Annotated in this window: 18 protein-coding genes and 1 riboswitch; of the genes, 4 read left to right on the top strand and 14 right to left on the bottom strand. The window is 37.4% G+C overall.

Annotated features, from left to right (window positions below; all coding sequences use genetic code 11):
* Positions 1 to 95: 95 nt before the first annotated feature.
* Positions 96 to 1,172 (bottom strand): helix-turn-helix domain-containing protein, encoded by a 1,077-nt coding sequence (locus tag ACQKNX_RS21485; protein WP_427430599.1) that lies wholly within the window; start codon positions 1,170 to 1,172, stop codon positions 96 to 98.
* A gap of 141 nt (positions 1,173 to 1,313) precedes the next feature.
* On the opposite strand from ACQKNX_RS21485, the gene ACQKNX_RS21480 reads away from it, so the two are divergent.
* Complete coding sequence (locus ACQKNX_RS21480; RefSeq protein ID WP_427430598.1) at positions 1,314 to 2,063, top strand: class I SAM-dependent methyltransferase; 750 nt, start codon at positions 1,314 to 1,316, stop codon at positions 2,061 to 2,063.
* 301 nt (positions 2,064 to 2,364) lie between these two features.
* On the opposite strand, the gene ACQKNX_RS21475 is transcribed toward ACQKNX_RS21480, so the two are convergent.
* Positions 2,365 to 2,952 (bottom strand): GNAT family N-acetyltransferase, encoded by a 588-nt coding sequence (locus ACQKNX_RS21475; RefSeq protein WP_427430597.1) that lies wholly within the window; start codon positions 2,950 to 2,952, stop codon positions 2,365 to 2,367.
* A gap of 109 nt (positions 2,953 to 3,061) precedes the next feature.
* Positions 3,062 to 3,889, bottom strand: a complete 828-nt coding sequence (locus ACQKNX_RS21470; RefSeq protein WP_427430596.1) for a polyphosphate kinase 2 family protein — start codon at positions 3,887 to 3,889, stop codon at positions 3,062 to 3,064.
* Positions 3,890 to 4,096: 207 nt separating this feature from the next.
* Between ACQKNX_RS21470 and ACQKNX_RS21465 the strand changes: the two genes are divergently transcribed.
* Complete coding sequence (locus ACQKNX_RS21465) at positions 4,097 to 4,810, top strand: hypothetical protein (RefSeq protein WP_427430595.1); 714 nt, start codon at positions 4,097 to 4,099, stop codon at positions 4,808 to 4,810.
* Between the two features lie 47 nt (positions 4,811 to 4,857).
* Here the strand turns inward: ACQKNX_RS21465 and map are convergent, their stop codons facing one another.
* Both map and thiT read right to left on the bottom strand, forming a co-directional pair.
* The gene (gene map / locus ACQKNX_RS21460) at positions 4,858 to 5,613 is read right to left on the bottom strand and encodes a type I methionyl aminopeptidase (protein WP_427430594.1); all 756 of its coding nucleotides are present in this window, start codon (positions 5,611 to 5,613) and stop codon (positions 4,858 to 4,860) included.
* 254 nt (positions 5,614 to 5,867) lie between these two features.
* The gene (gene thiT, locus ACQKNX_RS21455) at positions 5,868 to 6,428 is read right to left on the bottom strand and encodes an energy-coupled thiamine transporter ThiT (protein ID WP_427430593.1); all 561 of its coding nucleotides are present in this window, start codon (positions 6,426 to 6,428) and stop codon (positions 5,868 to 5,870) included.
* A 121-nt stretch (positions 6,429 to 6,549) separates the two neighbouring features.
* A riboswitch (TPP riboswitch) is annotated at positions 6,550 to 6,657 on the bottom strand.
* Positions 6,658 to 6,785: 128 nt separating this feature from the next.
* Here thiT and ACQKNX_RS21450 point away from each other — a divergent pair.
* Both ACQKNX_RS21450 and ACQKNX_RS21445 read left to right on the top strand, forming a co-directional pair.
* Entirely contained in the window at positions 6,786 to 7,118 is a 333-nt protein-coding gene (locus tag ACQKNX_RS21450; RefSeq protein WP_340822305.1) for a DUF4870 domain-containing protein, read from the top strand.
* Positions 7,119 to 7,146: 28 nt separating this feature from the next.
* Positions 7,147 to 7,269 (top strand): hypothetical protein, encoded by a 123-nt coding sequence (locus tag ACQKNX_RS21445; RefSeq protein ID WP_255639590.1) that lies wholly within the window; start codon positions 7,147 to 7,149, stop codon positions 7,267 to 7,269.
* Positions 7,270 to 7,456: 187 nt separating this feature from the next.
* Here ACQKNX_RS21445 and ACQKNX_RS21440 read toward each other — a convergent pair whose 3' ends face one another.
* The 9 genes from ACQKNX_RS21440 to ACQKNX_RS21400 form a co-directional block, all read right to left on the bottom strand.
* A complete protein-coding gene (locus tag ACQKNX_RS21440) occupies positions 7,457 to 10,537 on the bottom strand; it encodes an AAA family ATPase (protein WP_427430592.1) in 3,081 nt (1,026 codons plus the stop codon).
* The gene (locus ACQKNX_RS21435) at positions 10,534 to 11,691 is read right to left on the bottom strand and encodes an exonuclease SbcCD subunit D (protein ID WP_427430591.1); all 1,158 of its coding nucleotides are present in this window, start codon (positions 11,689 to 11,691) and stop codon (positions 10,534 to 10,536) included. The genes ACQKNX_RS21440 and ACQKNX_RS21435 overlap by 4 nt, the downstream gene beginning before the upstream one ends.
* Before the next feature lie 708 nt (positions 11,692 to 12,399).
* A complete protein-coding gene (locus tag ACQKNX_RS21430; protein ID WP_427430590.1) occupies positions 12,400 to 13,338 on the bottom strand; it encodes an SGNH/GDSL hydrolase family protein in 939 nt (312 codons plus the stop codon).
* Between the two features lie 32 nt (positions 13,339 to 13,370).
* The gene (locus ACQKNX_RS21425) at positions 13,371 to 14,600 is read right to left on the bottom strand and encodes an aminopeptidase (RefSeq protein WP_427430589.1); all 1,230 of its coding nucleotides are present in this window, start codon (positions 14,598 to 14,600) and stop codon (positions 13,371 to 13,373) included.
* 1 nt (position 14,601) lies between these two features.
* Positions 14,602 to 15,750, bottom strand: a complete 1,149-nt coding sequence (locus tag ACQKNX_RS21420; RefSeq protein ID WP_427430588.1) for a DEAD/DEAH box helicase — start codon at positions 15,748 to 15,750, stop codon at positions 14,602 to 14,604.
* Between the two features lie 147 nt (positions 15,751 to 15,897).
* Complete coding sequence (locus ACQKNX_RS21415; RefSeq protein WP_427430587.1) at positions 15,898 to 16,599, bottom strand: aspartate/glutamate racemase family protein; 702 nt, start codon at positions 16,597 to 16,599, stop codon at positions 15,898 to 15,900.
* A complete protein-coding gene (locus tag ACQKNX_RS21410) occupies positions 16,596 to 17,828 on the bottom strand; it encodes an ATP-grasp domain-containing protein (protein WP_427430586.1) in 1,233 nt (410 codons plus the stop codon). Before ACQKNX_RS21410 ends, ACQKNX_RS21415 begins: the two co-directional genes overlap by 4 nt.
* 104 nt (positions 17,829 to 17,932) lie before the next feature.
* Positions 17,933 to 18,916 carry a C39 family peptidase gene (locus ACQKNX_RS21405; RefSeq protein ID WP_427430585.1) on the bottom strand — a complete coding sequence of 328 codons (984 nt, stop codon included), beginning with the start codon at positions 18,914 to 18,916 and terminating at the stop codon, positions 17,933 to 17,935.
* Positions 18,917 to 19,063: 147 nt separating this feature from the next.
* Positions 19,064 to 20,560, bottom strand: a complete 1,497-nt coding sequence (locus ACQKNX_RS21400) for a class I adenylate-forming enzyme family protein (protein ID WP_427430640.1) — start codon at positions 20,558 to 20,560, stop codon at positions 19,064 to 19,066.
* Positions 20,561 to 20,666 lie beyond the last annotated feature (106 nt).

The raw sequence follows: 20,666 nt of genomic DNA, 5'->3' as shown, positions 1-20,666 counted from the left end.
TTGAGCTTCTTGTAGTTCACTGTTCTATTGGCAAACATAAAAAAATGTGTCTATCGTATCGAAAAATCGAATGATAGACACATTTTTTTGTAGCCCTATTTCATTTTATTTATAAGCTCTACGTATTGTGTATCACCATAGCCGACTGTCGGAAATAGAGCAAATAATTGCTTCAATAATTCGGTTGTTGGCACATCTTTATTTTTGGCAATAAATTTTACTACTGCATTATCTTCGTTTAGCATATCTAAATATATGTTGATTGCCTGATACATTACTGGTAGTACGTCGTAAGTCGGCTTATTGTGGTTGACCAATACTTCGTTGTATACGGCATCATAATGTCCTAATGGAAGTTCAGTTTGATTAACTTTAAACTCGTCCTCCCTGAAACTATTTAAAAACACTTTCCCCTCATAGCCTGACTGTTCAAGATAAGACAGTATAGTAAGAAGGTTCATTTGACAAAACATGTCTTCACCAAACCATAAAACGATACATTTATACTCTTTGTTAAAAAGACTCTCTAATGGTGCAATTACTTTCTTAATATAATTCTCTACAGAATCACGATGTCCGTCAGCTCGTTTGTTTATAAACGCTTTATTAAAAACTTGTTTAGTAGTGGCGTTTACACACATAGCTTCATTAAATGGAGCGTAATCGGAATCCCCCATTAGTCTATTATTCTTAAATTCCTCATACATCATTTGTCCGTTCAAAATGTTAAGTACGTCCCTCTCAAATAACTCTCTTTTCGTATTTTGTAACCGCTCTACTTCAACTTTTTGATTAATATTCATTCCATACCATTCCCCGTCATTATTCAGAGTGAGTTTAACAATTGACTGAACAGGCACCTTGTTCAGTTGATATTCTTTCGGACTAATACCAAAAATAGTTTTAAAAGCTCTGCTATATGCTTCCTGCGAAGAATAATCGTAGTCAAAGGCGATGTCAATTATCTTTCTGTTTTTCGCCAAATCTTCTGTAGATAAATACAACCTTCTAAGATGAATATACCGTCGAATACTTATACCTGTTACTTGGTGAAATTTAAAAGAGCAATAGTACGGGGAGTATCCCATAAAATTAGAAAGCTCATTTAATGAAAATTGATTTTTTAATTTACCTTCAATCCACTCAATCATAAATTGTATCTGTTCATCCATTTATTTCACCACCCTAACAAAATTATAAGTAGCATCTATTACTTTTATATGATATTTCTTGTGTTTTTTTAAAAATAATTAACTAAAATATGTATAATAATACTATAAATAGAAAAATTAATAATTTAGTTGGAGGAACATATGCAAACTTATCATTCTATTTCAGCAGAAGTTTATAATCTCGATAAACCAATAGGCAGTTCGTTTGGAGATGTTGAATACTATAGCCAAAGACTTTCACATGTGAAAGGAAAAATCTTAGAGCCAGCTGTTGGAACGGGTCGTATTTTAATTCCATTACTTGAGCAAGGATTGGCAATTGAAGGTTTCGACCTTTCCGAAGAAATGTTAACGTACTGCCGAGACAATTTAAAGATGGTAAATAAAGAAGCAAACATCTTTCTAGCCAATATGGAGACCTTTCAGTCTGAACAACAATATGAAGCAATTATTATCCCAGCAGGGACATTTTTATTAATTGAAGACGATGACAAGGCTTTTCATATACTAACTAATTTTTACCATCATCTAGAATCAAATGGGCGATTAATAGTAGATCTATTTTTGCAACCTGATTTTAGTGAAGGTAGTTCACACTATCGAACGTTTACAAACAATCAAGGCGAATTAATTACATTGCAAGTAACACAATCTGAAGTAAATCACATTAATCAAACGACTACTTCACATCATCGCTACGATAAATGGAAAGATGGTAAATGTATCGACAGTGAATTTGAAATTTTTACTTTGAAATGGTATGGAATCAATGAATTTAAAAGGCTGCTAATGCAAATTGGTTTTAAGGATATCGTTATTTCAGCAGACTATTGCTATCAGCAAAATCCAACAAATCGAAATCAAGTCATAACATTTGAAGCTGTTAAATGACTATCAATGCCAAATGAACATCAAAAAAATGTGGGTGGGATAATACTTTAAATTTTTATTAAGAGTGAGCACTAGTTGTTGGTAGCGGAGGTGGCGACTCCTGCGGGAACGCACAAAACGTAAGACGCAACAAACCGGGCGTAGCGAGGGTTGTGGCTTACGGTGTGCCCGCGGAAAGCGCCCGCCGTAGCGGACAACAACGGCATTGCAAAAAAAGTGTTAAATTGATTGCAGTCAATCTAACACTTTATCTCTTTTACCCCAGCCACATTTGCACTTTTAATAGCTTATAGCGTATCTATCATGATGGCTCTAAGCGGGCATACATATAGTGATCTACCCATTGGCCATTGATGTACAATAATTTTCTTAACAAGCCTTCTCGTTGAAAACCTGATTTTTCTAAGACGCGGATAGATGCGTTATTTTCAGTTGATACATAAGCTTCCACACGATGTAATCCTATTTGTTCAAAGGCAAATTGGACAACTAAATCTACAGCTTCTGTAACGATCCCTTTTCCAACATAGATTTCATCCATTGCGTAGCCCACAAATGCACTTGAATACGGTAAACGTTTAATAGCGTACAACGAAATGTGCCCTATTAAATTATTTGTACCTAGCTCATATATACCAAATGTATATTCCCTTTTTGAGTTCATTAAATATAAACTTTCTTGAATTTTTTTATATTGTGCATCAACTGTATAGTATTCAGGACGCTGTAACGGCTCATATGTAGACCAAAAATATTTATTTCGACTTACAAGACCCATTAAGCTTTGTGCATCTTTTTCTTGGAATGTGCGAACGTAGCATTTCCCCCCCTGAATCGAGACCACATTTCCACCCTTTTTCCTTAATAAATTCCAAATTTTAAGCACCATTTCTCCCCCACAAGCCTTCCGATAAATGTAAATACATATTCATTGTATGTAAAAAAAGATGCTGCTACAACTAAAACAGTTTTGTCTTGTTATCACAGCATCGGTCAATTTATTTACTTGTTTTTGCTTGTTTTTTAGAATGTATTTGTAATTCGATACTAGATGATTCAGCGTCTTCTATATGGGACTTATCTAAAACATTCGATAGATGTAGACCTCTTTTTTGTGCCTCGCGTTCAATATGTGCAAGTGTTTCTTGTAACACTTGTACTCGTGCATGTTTTTTATCGTTTCCTGCCACCAAAATCCAAGGAGCATTTTTCTTATCTGTTTTTGCAAACATTTCATTTGCCGCTTCTATATAATCAGGTGTTTTCTCACGATTTCTCCAGTCTTCATCCGTTAACTTCCATGATTTATACGGATCCTGCGCTCGCTCATTAAAACGCTTCAACTGCTCTTCATCTGACACATGTAACCAAAATTTTATAATAATGTAGTCTCCAGCAGTTAAAATCTTTTCAAAGTTGTTAATCTCTTCATAAGCACGAGACCATTCATCTTTTTTTGCAAACCCTTCAATACGCTCTACTAGCACTCTTCCATACCAAGAACGATCGAATATAGCGATTTGTCCATGTTGCGGTAACTTTCTCCAAAAGCGTTGCAAATAGTTATAGCGTAGTTCGTGAGGCTGTGGAGCTGAAATTGGATGGACTATGTAACCTCGAGGGTCTACACGTTCAATTAGACGTTTAATAGCGCCACCCTTACCTGCAGCATCCATTCCTTCAAATACTAGAATAAGTCCAATTTTATTGTTTAGTAAAAATTGCTGTGCATTTAACATTTCATATTGAAGTACTTTTAATTTCTTTTTATATAATTTTTTATCTAGTTCAATCGATAGGTCAAGATTTTTAAGATTTTGAGCCATAAAAATTCCACTCCTTCAAATTGGTTATTTCTATTGTACTAAAGAAATATTTGGATGCATATCCAAATGGTAAAATGTAGATTTTTTAATGCAAATTCATATGATACATTGTAAGGGTTTTCCGCTATAATAAAATAGATATTATGTGACAGTCATATACTTATTTGTCTTTTCCCTATACAATTTAACACGAAGGGAGAGGAATCCTTGCCTAAGCTTATTTTAATGACAATAACCTTTATTGTCTCACTCATCCTAACCTTTTCATCCTATTTCATAAAAATAAATGGTCAATCTTCGTTAGAAATCTCAAATCGTTTTCCCGTAATGTTTGCACCTATTAATATTAGTTATATGATATGGATATTAATTTACATTTTACTCGCATATTGGTTAGTTATGAATTTTCAAAAGACATCTATTAAACAGACTGTTCTCTTTAGCAATGTATGCATTTTACAGGCGCTCTCTATTTTATTTTGGCATTATGAATTATTCATCGTATTTTTCTGTTGTTCCGTAATTTTAGTATTGTACTTGTTTATCCTTTACAATACTTACCCGCATACAAATAATGCTTTAACTGGCCGTCTGCCCATTTCAATTTATTTTGCCTGGTCTACATTTATCATGATGACAAATGCAAGTTTTACGCTAACATCTTATGAATGGCACGGTTTTGGACTTAGCAACCCTCTTTGGGCAGTTATTTTACTGTCAATCGGTGTAGCCATTGCCTTACATATTCGCTACTATCATTTCGACATTGTTTATCCTAGCGTGTTTATATGGGCCTATATTGGCATTGCATTCCATAATCGCCTTGATGAATTACTTGTGACGACAGCGGCTTTATTTTTATGTGGCGTCCTATTTGTTGGTATCCTATTTGTCAAAAAAAAACCTGCTCACCGAAAATAAATCGGTAAGCAGGTTTTTCATTTAGCCTTGTTTATCACTTGGCTATTCTATGCTTCATCTAACGAAGTTAAAATGATTGGTTTGTCTTTTGTAACAATAATTGAATGCTCAATTTGGGCAACTAATGATTTATCAGGCGTAACAAATGTCCAACCATCACCAGCTTCAACGATATGTTCTGCTTTCGCAGAAATAAACGGCTCAACTGCTAGCACCATACCTTCTTTCATAATTGTTGAATCCCAAGCATCGTAATAATTTAAAATATGGTTTGGCTCATCATGCAATGAACGACCTAATCCATGACCTGTTAAATTCATAATAACAGTTAAATCATTTGCATATGCTTCACGCTCTACAGCTTTCCCAATTTGGTTTAATTTAGAACCTGCTTTTACTTTTGTCATAGCGCGATCAAAGGCACTTTTTGCTACGTGGCAAAGTTTTTCTTTATCCTCGTAACCTTCCCCTACTACAAATGAAATACCTGTATCTGCAAAATAGCCATTCAGTGAACCGGATACGTCAATATTTACAATATCCCCTTCTTGTATAACACGTTGTCCTGGAATACCATGGGCAACTTCCTCATTGACACTAATACAAGTGTATCCTGGGAAATCATATTCACCTTTAGGACCAGAAATAGCTCCTGCTTCAGCAAACATGCGGCCTGCAATTTCATCTAATTCAAGTGTTGTCACACCCGGTTTTGTAGCTGCCTTCATTGCCTCACGAATTTCTGCACAAATGCGACCAATTTTTTTAAAGGCTTCAATTTCTTCTTGCGTTTTTACAATCATTTTTAACGTCCCTTTCATCTAATATCTATTCATTAATATAACATAACTTTATATGTCCATAACGCCAAACGCTTTAATTATTCTATGCTAACATTATTTCATAAGTGCCATGCAAATAATAATCAGACCTTTTTTGAAGTTCTTCCACTAAAAAATAGCGACCAAATCACGTGGAGATCTTGGATTATAAAAAAATTAGCATACTAAGTAACACTTAGCATACTATTTTCACTTTTAGGACAGTCTTATAGTGTTTAAGATTTTCGCTGCAATAATTGTGGCGCAGCTGTAAATAATAGCACAGCAACAATTGCTGTTAAAATTGTTGCTGGAAGCATGTATGTTCCATTGTAAATGATTGAATAAATCCATGCGTTTTGCTCGCCAGCATATTCTGCAAAGAATACTGCACCTGCAAATGTGTGCGCAAGATAACGTAGGAATCCAGCTAACACCGTACCAATGACAATATAAACGGCCATTTTCTTTTTATTTAAAGCTGTTGCCGCTTTTAATACAGGTTCACGAACGATTGCCGCTAAACCTACTACGGTAAATGCTACCCCGTAATCTAGTAATCCTTGAAACCAGTGCACAATATAAGCACCAAACATTGTTTGCATAACACCAATCAATAGCCCGGTTGTGAGCCCTGACAAGAGGCCCCAACGAAATGCCATTAAGATGATAGGTATCATTACTAAGCTTACCGAGCCACCTTGTGCCCATACTTTAAAGGAAACTTGATCGAGTACAAGTCCTACCGCTGCGAAAATTGCAATTTCCACCAGCATGAGTAATCTTTTTTTGTCCATATTATTATTCTCTCCTTTGTTCCGATGTAGGATACAAGAGCAGGAATAGAAATCAATTTGATATGCATGTCAATCCGGCATAAAAAAACGATGCCAGGACAGAGCCTCACATCGTAAAAGTGTCGGTTTCTATCCACATCCCTACGCAAGCATTAACTTACAGGTTCGAAGAGTAAAGGCATTACGTGCCCAGTCTCAGCTGACATCATCAGCTCCCCTTGTGGTCGTTACATCTAATTTTTTTGTTGAACACCCTCATTGTACGCAAACACTTTTGCAATTACAACCTTTTCAACATTAATTTTTTTGAAACTTTCGAGTTTTCTATGCGTAAATAATTAAAAAGGAGGGACTACTATGGAGAATCCAAAAATTTTATCTGCCTTTAGTTATCTCAGTATTTTTTTTGCACCATTTATCGTTCCGTTAATCGTTTATTTTGTGTCAAAGGATAGTGATGTCAAGAGACACTCCATCAAAGCACTTATTTCTCATTTAATACCGTTTGTCTTTGGTATCATTTTCTTTATCGTCTTTATATTTTCTACAATGTCATTAAACACGTTTGATCCTTCGTCTAATGGGAATACATTTATTATCATATGGTTTGTATCTTTTGGTATTTATTTACTCGTTTCATTAGGCATTGTCATTTGGAATATTGTTCAAGCTGTACGAGTTATCCGTTAAAATTTAGTACTAAGGAGCTGTCGTATTCATGAAAGTATCAAAAGTAGTTAAAACTGCTATAAAATTAGCGCCCATCGTTATTCCGATTGTCAAAAAAGTGGTCGCAGCAAAAAAAGGAACAACTCCAAACGTAACGACACACAAAAAATAATAGCCAATGGGCTCCTATAACGTAAAAACCCACTTCGCTTTCTGGCAGCGCAACATTCTGTAAGTCGCAGGAGGCTTCGTAGGTTTTTACTTTGTTATACATAAATTGTTTGAGTGACTGGCACTTTTGTTGGTCTAACGCTACTAGCAGTGCCATAAGAATTCAGAATTGTTTGAGTGACTGGCACTTATTTTACTTCAAAATGTGTTGTACTATGTCCGCTCAACGTTTTTTCAACGTGTAATACTGCCGGCATAGCAGCCTTTAACTCGGCTACATGTGAAATAACACCAATCATTCTTCCAGAGTCTTGTAAATCAATTAGCGTGTCAATCGCTTTATTTAACGCTTCCTCATCTAATGAACCGAAACCCTCGTCAATAAACATTGTTTCGATACGAATATTACCTTGGAAGCTTTGAATTACATCGGCCATACCTAATGCAAGACTTAATGATGCATTAAACTTTTCCCCACCTGATAATGTTTTAACATCTCTTAATTGGTCTGTGTACGCATCATAGACATCTAAGCCAAGCCCACTTTGCTTCGCATGTTTCTCTAATCTATCTGAACGGCGCAATTCAAACTGTCCATTGGATAAGTGGGATAAACGAATATTTGCTGCCGCAGTGATTTTATCTAAATAATTAATTTGAATATACCGCTCAAAGGAAAGTTTTTTCGGATTTTGACCATTCAACACTGTGTAAAGCTCTTTTACACGACCTGCTTCTTTTTCAAGTACACGGATTTCCTTTGCCGTTTCCTCTACTTTATCAATAAAGTCAGCACATGCCTTTGCATAGCTTTGCGTCTGTTGTAAGGTTTTAAATGCTTCTTCATATGTGGCACGGAGCATCTCAAGCTTTTCCTCTAATACTGTTAGATTTTGCTTCTCTTTTCCTTCAAGATGCTTTGCTCCGTCCTCCATTTGTTGCTGTAAGGAATGTAGTTGTAAGGTATAATCACGACATGCTTTACGTAAATCATCAATTTGACTAACGCTACGCTTCGCAGCAGCATAGTCTTCATACGTTGCAAAACCAACATCTTTCATGCTTACTAAAAACTGTTCACGCTTGTCATTCAGTTTATAAAGCAATTCCTCATATGCTGTTTTAGCTAGTTCTTCTGCCATTGATGCTTTATTTGTTGCTTCCTTCGTCGTTTGTAAGCTTTGTTGTATTGCGTTCCAAGCTGACTGTAACGCCATTTTTTGCAATCCCACATCTGCAATCGTTTGTTTTAAAGCTCGTAATGACTGTACATGTTCGGGTATTTGCTTTTGCTGTTCTTCTACAATCGCTTGCTGTTTTATTAAGTCTTTCGATTGCTCTGCAAAATGTTGCTCTAATTGTAATTGTTTTTGTTGTAGCTGTTCATTTTTTTCGTGTTGCCCCTTTAGCTTAGCTCGCGCGACGGCCAGTTGGTCATTCACTATTTTTAAAACAGTAACTTGTTGTTCAATAGCGTGTAAAGAAGTTGTCAGTTCTAATCGATCAGCTACTGAAATATGATAAGCATCTACTTGTTCAATTGCCTCTAGAAGCAGTTTTTTAGTCGATTTTAACGTCGCCTCTTGTTCCAAATATTTACGCTCTATTGCATTGGTCATCGCTCGTAAAGATTCTAGCTCCGCTTCATCTACTACTTCTAGCGGTTCTCTATGTGTTAGTTGATGTGTTGTACTACCGCAAACGGGGCATGGATCTCCGTCCTTTAACTTAGCTGCTAATATACTTGCCTGACCGGTAATCCATTGTTGCTCTTTTGTTTGCAGTGCTTGCTTACTTTCTTTGTATTGTTGATGTGCATTAGTAACAGCTTGCTCAGCTACTTCAATCGCTCGCTCATATTTTTCAATTTGGGCTACTAGTGTTACTTGCTCTTTCAGTAATGGAAGCTGTTCTAAATAGCCTGCATATGGTTCCATCTGTTTTTCATATTGCTCAATCGTTGCTGTTAATTGTCGAACTTGCATTTGTTCTTTTTCTAAAATATTAAGATTATCAGCTACTGCACGCTTGGAACTTTCGACAAGCTGTTCTGTTATTTCTAATTGCTGCTGATTACTTTCAAATGCCTCAAATTTCGGCACTAATGCTAATAGCTCTATTTCCCGTTGCAATATTTGCTGGCGCTCAGGCTCTTTTGCTTCTTCCTCTGTATACAATTGTTGCGATTTCTTCAGTTGTTCCACTGCATTTTGGTGATTAATTGTAGCTTGCTGATAAAGTTGTTCTTTACGATTTTGTTCTGTCCGTAAATCTACACACTGTTGTTCCAGCATAATGAGACGATCTGCTTGCTCTGCTAACTGTATTTCCTGTTCCATAGCTGTATACTTTTCTCGTTGTTGCATCAGCAATTGCAAACGCGCTTGCCTTTGTGCCTGTTGATCGAATTGTTCATTGAGCGCCTTTGCCATACTGTAATATTCTTGTTCTTTTTGATGATTTGCATAAGCTTCTTCATAGCGTATTTGTTCTGTTCGGATACTAGCACTATAAAAAAATTGCTCCTCTTCAAGGGCATTTTTTAGCTGATGCATATTGTCGGTATTATTGCTTATACAAGTAAATAGTGTTGATGATCTGTGTGGTAAAACGCCTGCAATTTGCCCAAGTAAATGCTCTTTTAATTGCTGGGCACGTTCTAAATCCTTTTCCGCTTCTTTTCTTTTTAGATCTAGCTTTTTTGTCATTGCACTAAAACGATCCGTTTTAAAAATCTTACGTAAAATCACTTCTTTATTGGTAGAATCTGAAGTTAAAAGTTTGCGAAACTCTCCTTGTGGCAACATTACAATTTGACTAAATTGATCTTTTGTTAGCCCTATAATTTCCAGCAACTTTTTATCTACTTCATTTGTTTGCTGTTTCTCCACAATACTAAAGTCTAATTTACCATCCTTCATTTCTGCTAACTCAACTTTTTTTCCTGTAACACTTTTATTTTTTGCTTTAATATGGCCCGGCTGACGTACGATTTGATAAACTTTACCTCTCATTTCAAAAACCAATTCTACCGAAGTATAAACATCATCTGCAGCAAAACCGCTTCGAAGCATCGCTGTATCCTGACGATCTTCTCCGCTTCCTGATCCATAAAGCGCATAACAAATGGCATCAAAAATTGTCGTTTTACCAGCACCTGTTTTTCCTGATATAGCAAATAATCGATATTCCCCAAGCTGTTGGAAATCAATAATTTCTGTATGTTTGTAAGGACCGAAAGCAGTAATAGTTAACTTGAGTGGTTTCATCGAACTGCCTCCCGTTCCTCTTCTAATAATTCCTGTAGCATTTCTATAAATAAACGTTCAGTTTCTGAGTCAGGCTGTTCACCTAAAATATCAGCATAAAATCCTCGGAATAAATCAATATCATCTACTTTTTCCATTTCAATTGCTTGTATTTCATGGTCTTCATGCATTCGTGACGCTTTTCGTTCAATATGCATTGCATGTGGAAATACTGTACGAATTCGCTCCATCGGTGAAGCAACGGGTGTGGCGTCTGTTAAACGTACGAAAACATAATCATCACATGGTGGTAGTTTTAATAAATCGTCCATCGAGCCCTCTACCACTCGTAGATCACGTCTTGGCACAAGTTTTTGTTTAGTGACTTCTACGTTTCCACTTGCATCTAGTTCTACAATTAAAAAGCCTTTTTCATGTAAATGTTCAGATAACGAATATTTTAAGGGAGAACCCGCATATCGGATCGATTCATTCAATACAAAATGGGCTTTATGGAGATGCCCCAGTGCCGTATAGTTGAAATGTTTAAATAGCGCTGCATCCACACAATCAGACCCACCGATAGATAGTGGACGCTCTGAATCACTCGTGTTTTCTTCTTCATGGCCGTATTTCGTCACAAAGGCATGTCCAATAAAAACATTACGCTTTGTAGTATCCATCGTTTGTTTGATATGTGCGATAATTTTTTGCATTGCATCTTGATGTGATTGAATCGTCTCATCTTCTAGCATAGTACGGACTGAAGCTGGCTCTGCGAACGGCACAAGATGAAAATGGACCTCACCGAATTCGTCTGTTAGTACAATAGGTGAATGCTCTTTTGTAAACTGGCCTACTATATGTAATCCACTATCACGCATTACACGACTACCAAAATTCAATCGACCTGCACTATCATGATTACCGGCGACCGCTAACACAGGAATTTTCTTCTCCAGTACAATTTCTGCTAAAACATCATTCAGTAAATTAACGGCCTCTACAGGTGGCATTGAACGATCATATAAATCTCCTGCTACAATAATTGCATCCGGTTTTTCTTTATCAATGGCTTGCATAAATTGCTGTAAAATATAGTGTTGATCTTCAGTCATATACATCCCTTGTACAAGCTTGCCTAAATGCCAATCGGCTGTATGGAATAATTTCATTGTATTTGCGCCTCCTGTCTTTTTCTTTTATTTTATCATGCATTTAACTATATTCTTGCTTTAAGACAACATCTTTTATATGGAAAAAGCCTCAATTGTTTCTGTGCCTGTCACTCGTTACAGCACTCGGCACGGTCGCCTTACAATGTTTCAGCCTTCTATTTCGTAAAAATCCACTGCGCTTTCCGCGGGCTCAGTGTAAGCCGCAACCCTCGCTGTCGCGCGGGCTGTTGCGTCTTACAACTGGTGCTGTTCCCGCAGGAGTCTTCGTGGATTTTTACTTGGATATTAGAAATGCCCTACTAGCAAAATTCAGAATTGTTTTGGTGCCTGTCACTCATTCTGGCACTCGGCACGGACACCTTGCAATGTTTCAGCCTTCTCTATTTCGTAAAAATCCACTGCGCTTTCCGCGGGCACAGTGTAAGCCGCAACCCTCGCTGTCGCGCGGGCTGTTGCGTCTTACAACTGGTGCTGTTCCCGCAGGAGTCTTCGTGAATTTTTACTTAAATATTAGAAATACCCTACTAACAAAATTCAGAATTGTTTTGGTGTCTGGCACTCATAAAATTCAGAATTGTTTAAGTGCCAGACACCCACAATGACACCCACAATGAAATAAAAAAGCATGCTAAGTTACTGAAGTGCCACTAATAGGAGGCAATTCATTTACTTAGCATACTATTTTACTTTACAGCTTTTTGATTTTTATGTCCTAAATTCGATTGGTTGCAAGTGCTGATTCGCTCTGGCTTTTTCTATAAATGTAGCATAGCCAATAAAGCCCTGAATGTTTCTGACGGTTGAAACTTTCTCCTGTTTAGCTTCTACTGATCTTTTCTTGGACTCTGCCTGTTTCTGTAATATTTCTTGAAATGTCATTGGATTAGGCTTTGGTAATTCTGTTGTAGAGATTGCTAACATATCACTACCACTATAAGATTTTAAAAAGGCATTCGCCATTTGACGATAACCTTCAAAATTAGGATGGACATCTGCAATATTTGGCAAGAACTGTGTAGCTTGCAATCCGAAAGCATCATAGACATTAATGTAAGTCATCCCTGCCTGCTCAGCTTGTTGCTCTAAAATCGTATTTAACTTCATGAGCTGTGCATTCGTTCCCTCTTTTTGTGTTGCATGCACATTTGGATAGGCAAAATAATAACCCATAACATATACCTTCGCTTTTGGTGCACGTAATTTTAACTCTGCTAACATATCCGCCATATTTTTTCGGGCTATATTTAAAGCGTAATCTACCTGAAGCTGTGAAAACGCTAATGTACCAGCCGTTGGGTTGACCTGCACAAGACGTAGTAAATCATTGGCGCCTGCTGAAATCGTAATAAGTGTTGCGTTTGCTAACACCTCACTTGCCTCTTCTGATTTTACCCGCTCTAAAACATCCGCTGTTGTGAAGCCTGGAAAAGCGAGTTCTTTTGTATAATGACGCAGTTGTCCCATCTTCCCTAAACGCATTGCGATAAGATCACTATAGCCTGCATCAATTTCCTGATACGGTGTTTGACCAGCTGCCAATGAATCGCCAAGTGCCACATAATTTTCAGCACGTGCAAAAGCAGATGAAACACCAAGTGTCAACGAAAGCACCGTTATACTTACTAGGCTCAATAGTCGTTTCATCTGCTCACCTCACATTTATTTACGTTAGTCTATTAAAAAGCCCAGCTACCCTTACGGAAAATCGGCTCCACAGTACCATCTGGTAAAATACCGTCAATATCCATCTCACCGCTACCAATCATAAAGTCCTCATGTGTAACTGAAATATTCGCCCCTAACGCTTCAAGTTGACCATTTTCTAAATCTCTTCCACCTTCTAAACAAGTTGGATAAGCTTCGCCGATAGCTAAATGGTTTGAAGCATTCTCATCAAATAATGTATTGAAATATAATATTTCTGAAGCTGAGATTGGGGACTCATGTGGGACAAGTGCTACCTCTCCTAAATAACAAGAACCCTCATCGACTGCAATTAATTCTTGTAAAAGTTCTTGCCCAACTTGCGCTTTCGCATCAATAATTTTTCCTTCTTCAAATGTAAGCTTAAAGCCATCAATAATATTGCCTTGGTAAACTAATGGCTTTGTATTACTAACATAGCCATTTACACCTTGCTTCATTGGCAACGTATAAACTTCTTCCGTCGGCATATTAGCGATAAAAATAGTATCATCAGGAGTTTTACTGCCACCTGTAAGCCATTTATGCTGAGGTGCTAATGCGATCGTTAAGTCAGTACCTGGTGCAGTATAATGAAGCTGTGCATACTTTTTATTGTTCAGTAATGCAGCGCGCGATTCTAAATTTGCAACATGTGTACGCCAGTTTTCAACGGCGTTCCCCTCACCAATGTGCACCGTTTTAAAGATGGCTTCCCAAAGAGCTGGTACTTGTTTTTCAACTTCTAAATTCGGGAAGACTTTTCCTGCCCACTTTTGTGAAGGTACTGCTACGATAGACCATGCGATTAAATCCTTCATGACAGCATTACGATAGTTTTTCAATGCTGCGCCTGACACCTTTTGATGTGTTGATAAACGATCGGCTGAGATACCAGTTAATTTGTCTGGATCCGCAGCATCTATCCATAATAATGCCCCTTTGCGTTCGATTAGCTCATCACGCATTTTAACAACCCATTCTGGAAAACGATTAAATTCCTCATCAGACGCATGCTCGAAATAAGCACGGTCCATTTCATCATCTGAAAAATTAACATGAACGCGACCAGCTCCAGCTTTGTAGGCTTCCTTCACCACTAAACGAGCAAAGTCTAATGCATCCACCGATGTATTCACTAATAAGTATTGCCCTGGCTGAATATTGACACCAACCTTAACTGCTAGCTCTGCATATGCTTGTAATTTTTCTTCAAACGTCATATTATTTCCCTCGCTTTTGCCCAATTGTTTTTGAATTACCTTCTACGAGCTCGCCATCATGCCATACTTTCTGCACTGGTTTGCCTGGAATTTCACGTGTCCACTTTTTATACGTTTTTTCATCATGGTATGATAACAATGTTAGTACTTCACCATCTGCACCTGCACGACCAGTACGACCAGAGCGATGCAAATACTGTTCAATTGTACGTGGAACATCGACATGAATAACATGTGTTAAACCGGCAATATCTAAACCACGCGCCGCAATATCTGTGGCAATTAAAACACGCGCATCTCCTTTACGGAAAGCGTCTAAAGCTTTTTTACGTTCTTCCTTTTTCATGTCAGAATGTAATGTCACAATTGGTGCTGAACGATATTGTAGCTTCGTTTCTTTCATTAACAATTGATCGATATTATTGACGAAAGCAAGGGCACGTAAGCCTTCTGTATGTGATAGTCTACGTAGGAAGTCTGTTTTATCACGTTCTTCTACTTTCAAGAACGAATGCACGACTTTACCAAACTTCACCATATCCTCAGGTTTAATTTTAAAGCGTAATGGCTCAAACATCATACGGCTTGCGACTAATTCAATTTCCTCAGTAATCGTGGCAGAAACAACAACTACTTGGCGACCGAACGCTGACCCTTCGATAAATGATTTCACCACAACGCGATATTCACGGCTTAGTAGCTGATCACATTCATCTAAAATAACTGTTTCAATTTCTTTTAACTTTAATTTACCAGAACGCACTAATTCATTTAAGCGACCTGGTGTACCAACTACGATTGTTGGCTTTTTCTTTAACTTTTCAATTTGTCGCGCAGAGTTTGCACCACCGATAAGTTGTTGTACGGTAATATCAGTACCCGCTATCCATTCACGAATTACCTCGACGATTTGCATTGCTAATTCTTGAGATGGCGCAACAATCAAACCTTGTGTTTGCTTTTTCGATTCATTTACTTTATTAAGTAAAGGCAACACATAGGCCAATGTTTTCCCTGAGCCTGTTGGTGATTCTGCTACAATATCCTTGCCTTCAAGCATTGCTGGAATCATTTCTTCTTGAATTTTCATCGGCTCTTCAAAGTTCCATTTTGCTTGTAATTCTTCTTTTAATAAATTTACTACTGACATGTTAATTCCCACCTTATTATCCTGCTTGACATTAGTTTAACACACTAGCTGTGCACAAGCATTTTCCTTCTATATATTGTGCAATACTCATTAATCTTTTAGACATGGATTAAAAAAGCTCACCTTTTACAACAGGTGAGCCAAATGTTACTCCACTAATTTATAGCCGCATGCTAAAATAGCACATTCAGCTAAAACGATTAATGAATCTATATATTTGTCACTTAATTTTAAGTCTCGATTGACGATTGATAACTCTGTACAACCTAGTACGATACGATCACAATTCAAGGCTAGCATCGCTTCTTCGATAGGCAGCCAATCTTCTTGTGTGACATCCTTACCTGCTTTCACATAATCGTAAATAATCGCCATCACTTTTTCTTTCATTTGATCATCTGGTATAACTGGTATAATGCCAAACTCCTCTAATGCATCTTGATACATGCGTGACGTTAACGTACCTGTTGTCGCTAAAATACCAACACGCTTTGCTCCTAGATCATTTGCACGCTTTGCCGTTTCACGAATCATGTGTAGCACAGGAATTGGAGAGCCTTGTGCTATCTCATCATAAAAGGTATGTGCTGTATTACACGGAATGGCAATCAAATTTGCTCCAACAGAGGCTAGTTTTTTTGCATCCTCTATTAAAACTGGAACAGGGTTTTCTTTTGTTTTATCTAATATAAAAGCTGTCCGATCAGGAATATTTGTATCATTATCAATAATGGTATGCACATGCTCCTGATCTTTTGTTGCCTTTGTACGTCTTACAATCATTTCGCCGATAAACATTGTTGCAAGTGGACCAACGCCACCAATTATACCTAAAGTTTGTTTTTTCATGAGTTAGACAGACCTTTGTTGTTAAAATATTTCTTATATTTGCGATAGAAGCTTAAATTATCAAGCGTTACATTCAACCAACGCTTGGCATTCATATCTTTATAATTAAAGATAGAATCTGTTGCTAAACCTTGTCGAATCAAGCTTTTAGCTTCTATTACAAGTTGTTCATTTAATACGTATTTAAATAATACACCATTAGGCACGATCGTCCAAAGATGCTTGTTCTGCACATATGTTAGCTGCTGTTTACTTCCCCGAATAAAGTCATCCGCTACATACTGCATTAAATTATAGCCGCTTGCTGTCACATAATAATTCGATAGTTCATTATGTAATTCCATACTCAATAATTTGTACAGTCCATCACGTTCATCATATTTCATATCAAATGTAGCAAAGCCTTGAAATTGTAGCGCCTCAAGAAACGTTTTAACACAATCCATTAGTTCCTTGTCATAAGTCGTCATAATGGCGACGTAGCGTCCAATACCATCAGGTGAATGCTCTTCTAAAATCGGGTTCCCTACAGATAGTAGCTTGACTTTGTGATCTTGTCCAACATAAGCATTTACTACACGCATATTGGCATCTTCACCTGGAATATATTGTTGCACCATTAAATCATCACGGTAGGCAGATTCCTTATATATTGCGTGAAAAATAGCATCTTTTTCATCTTCAGTATGTGCAGTATATACCTTTTTCTTACCAGGGAAAATACAACTTGCGTACTTCGTCATATTCATAGGCTTAATGATAACAGGATATTCAAATGGCATCGTCAATTGCTCATAGTCATTTACAGTACAAACTTGCATTGCAGGATAATGGAAGCCGTATTCTGCACAAAGCTGATACATACTTTCACGCTTTAATAGTTGATTGGCAAGTGATTCATCGACATAGGGAATAACAAAAAAACTCGATAATTCATCTTTGTGCTGCACAATTTTCTTTACATAAAATTCATCACAAGCTAAAAGTAATAATTTCTTTTCTGAAAATTCCTCTGCGATAGCTTTTAAAGCAACAACAAAGCGCTCTTCTATATGTAATCTTGGTACTTCACGAAAAGTTAATAAATCACTTTGTTGAATTTTTTCCATATTCGTATGATTTAATGCAAGTGGTTTAACGCCATAGGACTCGTAAAATGCTCGCGCCATGCCGTAAGCATTCATTTCATCGCCCAATAAAACCGGTAAAAAAGCGTGTTCAATGGCCATTCTACTCAACTCACTTTAGCTTTTTTTATTAGTGTAACATATTTTACTGCAGTCAAAACTGCGCCCCAATAGCTTTCCTAAATATAAGAAGCTTGCGAAATCCCTTATTTATGAACCGCTACTGCTTGCATATTTAGCTCCTGATAGCTCTTGAAAAATTCGTCTACATTGTATGAAACATTGCCCTGTAATGGGTCCATGACGACAACTTGCTGATCTGAATGACCAATTAATACTACGGCATGTAAGTTTAAGTACGCATCATGCTTCACCATTTCACCTTCATAAATCCAGCCTTTATTCGCTGTTGTTTTAGGTGTCGATAAATCAAGTGTAACCCATACGACAACAGGAACTCCCTCTTCTACAAGGTCTAAAATCTCACTTTGAGTTGCACCGCTCATATCCGTTACACGAAGGTTTGCCTGCTTATCTGCAATAGCGGCTTCCGCAGCTTTGACAATAGGCGCTGCAAAGACGTACATACCATTTGCCTTCTCCCGTGGATTTCCTGCATACGCAAGCGCTGGGTTCGGCCCATAACGTTGACCGCCTGATGTATATATATTTTGTTTAGGCAAATAGTTATCCGCCATTTCAAGCTTTGTAACATCCATGCCGTAATAATTTAAAACAGCCGTTAGTGCCGTAATTTCACAACCTTGAGGAAGTTCTGGTTTCTGCATGATTACTGGAACAGCAAGCTCCTGCTCTGCTCTTGAGGAATGCGTTGGCAGTCGATAATACGGCTTTGTCACATCATACGTAAATTTTTCAATTGTCGTATAGCCATTATCATCCTCGCTACTTAGCGTTGTTGCCGTAATCGTATATTCTCTGCCCTCTACAAGGTTTGAAAAAGTAGCCTCGCCCTCTTCAGAGCCAACTGCTTCTTCAATTTTCTTACCGGTCTCCGTATCTGTCATTGTTATATAGAGACTCGGAATTGGTGCACCACTATTAAATTCTACCGTCAAAACAGTTAATTGGTTTTTTGGTCGACTCTGCTGTGTTAATTGATTACAACCAGAAAGTAGCATGATAATCATAATACTAACTATTAAAAGGCGTTTATAATCACTCCACAAGACAAATTCCGCTCCTATCTCATTCGAAGAAATACATAATCTTCTATTCTATTTTTACAATTTGTCATAGCTTTATTATACGCTAATTTAATAGGTGTTCATATTTTATCCTGCTACTTTTCAATGTATTGACAAAATCTTATCCTTTTAAGATGTTGCTATTTTAGGTCGAAGCGTATGTTTTAACACCTTTCCAGATGCATTACGTGGCAACTGCACTAAAAATTCTATTTCAAAAGGCACTTTATATTTTGCAAGCTGTGAACGACAATAGGCTAAAATAGACTCTTCATCTAACAGCTTCCCTTCTTTTAATACGACAAACGCTTTTGGTACTTCACCATACACTTCATGTGGTAAGCCAACAACTGCTGCCTCTAATATTTCTGGCAATTGATATAATACTTCCTCGATCTCAATTGGATAAATATTTTCCCCACCGCGAATTATCATGTCCTTTTTACGATCAACTATATATAAGTAACCTTCTTCATCAAATCGCCCTAAATCCCCTGAATATAGCCAACCATCTTGAATAGCTCGGGCTGTCTCTTCATCATTGCGCAAATAACCTTTCATTACCTGTGGTCCTCTAACGCAAATTTCACCAACTTCGCCTGCCGGCACTGCTTCTCCATAGCTATCTACAACACGTACTTCTGTCTGTGCTAACGGTTTTCCGACTGAACCAATCTTCAACAATGCATCTGCATCTAAAAGAGAGGTAGCAGCAGGTGAATTTTCTGTTTGACCATATAAGTTTTGAACTTTTACATTCGGCAAAGCTTCTTTCACTTGCTTCACAAGCTCATATGGCATTGGTGCTGCACCATAACATAATAAACGTAAATTCATAAAGGAATGATCCTTAAATGCAGGTGTATTTAATAGCATCGTATACATGGAAGGTACACCAAAGAAAATAGTGGCCTGTGTTTTTACAAGTTGTTCTAACGTGTTCTTTGGTGAAAAACTTTCCTCTATAATGACCGCACCGCCTTGAAAGAACATTGGCATCGCAAATACATGGAGTCCTGCACAATGAAACAAAGGCGTACAAATAAACATGCTGTCCTCGTTTGTCATATTCATCGATGCTGACCAAATATCCGCTGTCGAAGCAATATTTTGATGCGTCAACATTACCCCTTTTGGCTTACCTGTTGTACCAGACGTATACATTACAACAGCTGTATCATTTGCTTGTAATTGTAGTATCTTTCTTTGCCCTTTATAGTTTTTGATAACCTCTTTCATATCTTTTAACCCGATTACATGTTGAAATGAATACGGAACATCAGCTAGTACTTCTTCTATTCTCTCGTCATAAATGAGTCCTTTTGCTTCTGAATGATTGACGATAAAGTCAACCTCTCGTGCTGCAAGTTTTGTATTGATAGGCATCACAATATAACCAGCTAGTTGGATACCGATGTAAGCAATTAAAAACATATCGGAATTAAGTGTATATAGCGCAATGACATCATTCTTCTCATAGCCCTGCTCTTGTAAATAGGCTGCAAACTTTTCTGCATACTTATAAAACTCGCCATAAGTTACCTTTTCACCTTCATAAACCGTTGCAATCGCATCAGGTTGCTGTGTAGCGTATTTTTGTAAAATATCCGTCATAAATATCGTCATCATATACCCCCTCATTTTTAGTTGTTACTCAGCGAATCGATGTTTTCAAGCTAATCAAAAACTACGCTTAAACCTGCGACATCCGCCGACGCTTGCCCTACTGCAT

It is taken from the genome of Lysinibacillus sp. NPDC093712 (genome assembly GCF_050280025.1).
Classification (GTDB): Bacteria; Bacillota; Bacilli; order Bacillales_A; family Planococcaceae; genus Lysinibacillus.
The sequence above is the reverse complement of the archived record's forward strand: the minus strand, read 5'-3'. Positions and strand labels throughout refer to the sequence as shown.

Excerpts from the sequence above, each read along its gene's own strand:
- ACQKNX_RS21440 (WP_427430592.1), bottom strand. The coding sequence starts at position 10,537 with ATGAAACCACTCAAGTTAACTATTACTGCTTTCGGTCCTTACAAACAT.
- ACQKNX_RS21410 (WP_427430586.1), bottom strand. The coding sequence starts at position 17,828 with ATGGCCATTGAACACGCTTTTTTACCGGTTTTATTGGGCGATGAAATG.
- ACQKNX_RS21480 (WP_427430598.1), top strand. The coding sequence starts at position 1,314 with ATGCAAACTTATCATTCTATTTCAGCAGAAGTTTATAATCTCGATAAA.
- ACQKNX_RS21400 (WP_427430640.1), bottom strand. The coding sequence starts at position 20,560 with ATGACGATATTTATGACGGATATTTTACAAAAATACGCTACACAGCAA.
- ACQKNX_RS21420 (WP_427430588.1), bottom strand. The coding sequence starts at position 15,750 with ATGTCAGTAGTAAATTTATTAAAAGAAGAATTACAAGCAAAATGGAAC.
- ACQKNX_RS21415 (WP_427430587.1), bottom strand. The coding sequence starts at position 16,599 with ATGAAAAAACAAACTTTAGGTATAATTGGTGGCGTTGGTCCACTTGCA.
- ACQKNX_RS21445 (WP_255639590.1), top strand. The coding sequence starts at position 7,147 with ATGAAAGTATCAAAAGTAGTTAAAACTGCTATAAAATTAGCGCCCATC.
- ACQKNX_RS21425 (WP_427430589.1), bottom strand. The coding sequence starts at position 14,600 with ATGACGTTTGAAGAAAAATTACAAGCATATGCAGAGCTAGCAGTTAAG.
- map (WP_427430594.1), bottom strand. The coding sequence starts at position 5,613 with ATGATTGTAAAAACGCAAGAAGAAATTGAAGCCTTTAAAAAAATTGGT.
- ACQKNX_RS21435 (WP_427430591.1), bottom strand. The coding sequence starts at position 11,691 with ATGAAATTATTCCATACAGCCGATTGGCATTTAGGCAAGCTTGTACAA.
- ACQKNX_RS21485 (WP_427430599.1), bottom strand. The coding sequence starts at position 1,172 with ATGGATGAACAGATACAATTTATGATTGAGTGGATTGAAGGTAAATTA.
- thiT (WP_427430593.1), bottom strand. The coding sequence starts at position 6,428 with ATGGACAAAAAAAGATTACTCATGCTGGTGGAAATTGCAATTTTCGCA.
- ACQKNX_RS21450 (WP_340822305.1), top strand. The coding sequence starts at position 6,786 with ATGGAGAATCCAAAAATTTTATCTGCCTTTAGTTATCTCAGTATTTTT.
- ACQKNX_RS21430 (WP_427430590.1), bottom strand. The coding sequence starts at position 13,338 with ATGAAACGACTATTGAGCCTAGTAAGTATAACGGTGCTTTCGTTGACA.
- ACQKNX_RS21470 (WP_427430596.1), bottom strand. The coding sequence starts at position 3,889 with ATGGCTCAAAATCTTAAAAATCTTGACCTATCGATTGAACTAGATAAA.
- ACQKNX_RS21475 (WP_427430597.1), bottom strand. The coding sequence starts at position 2,952 with ATGGTGCTTAAAATTTGGAATTTATTAAGGAAAAAGGGTGGAAATGTG.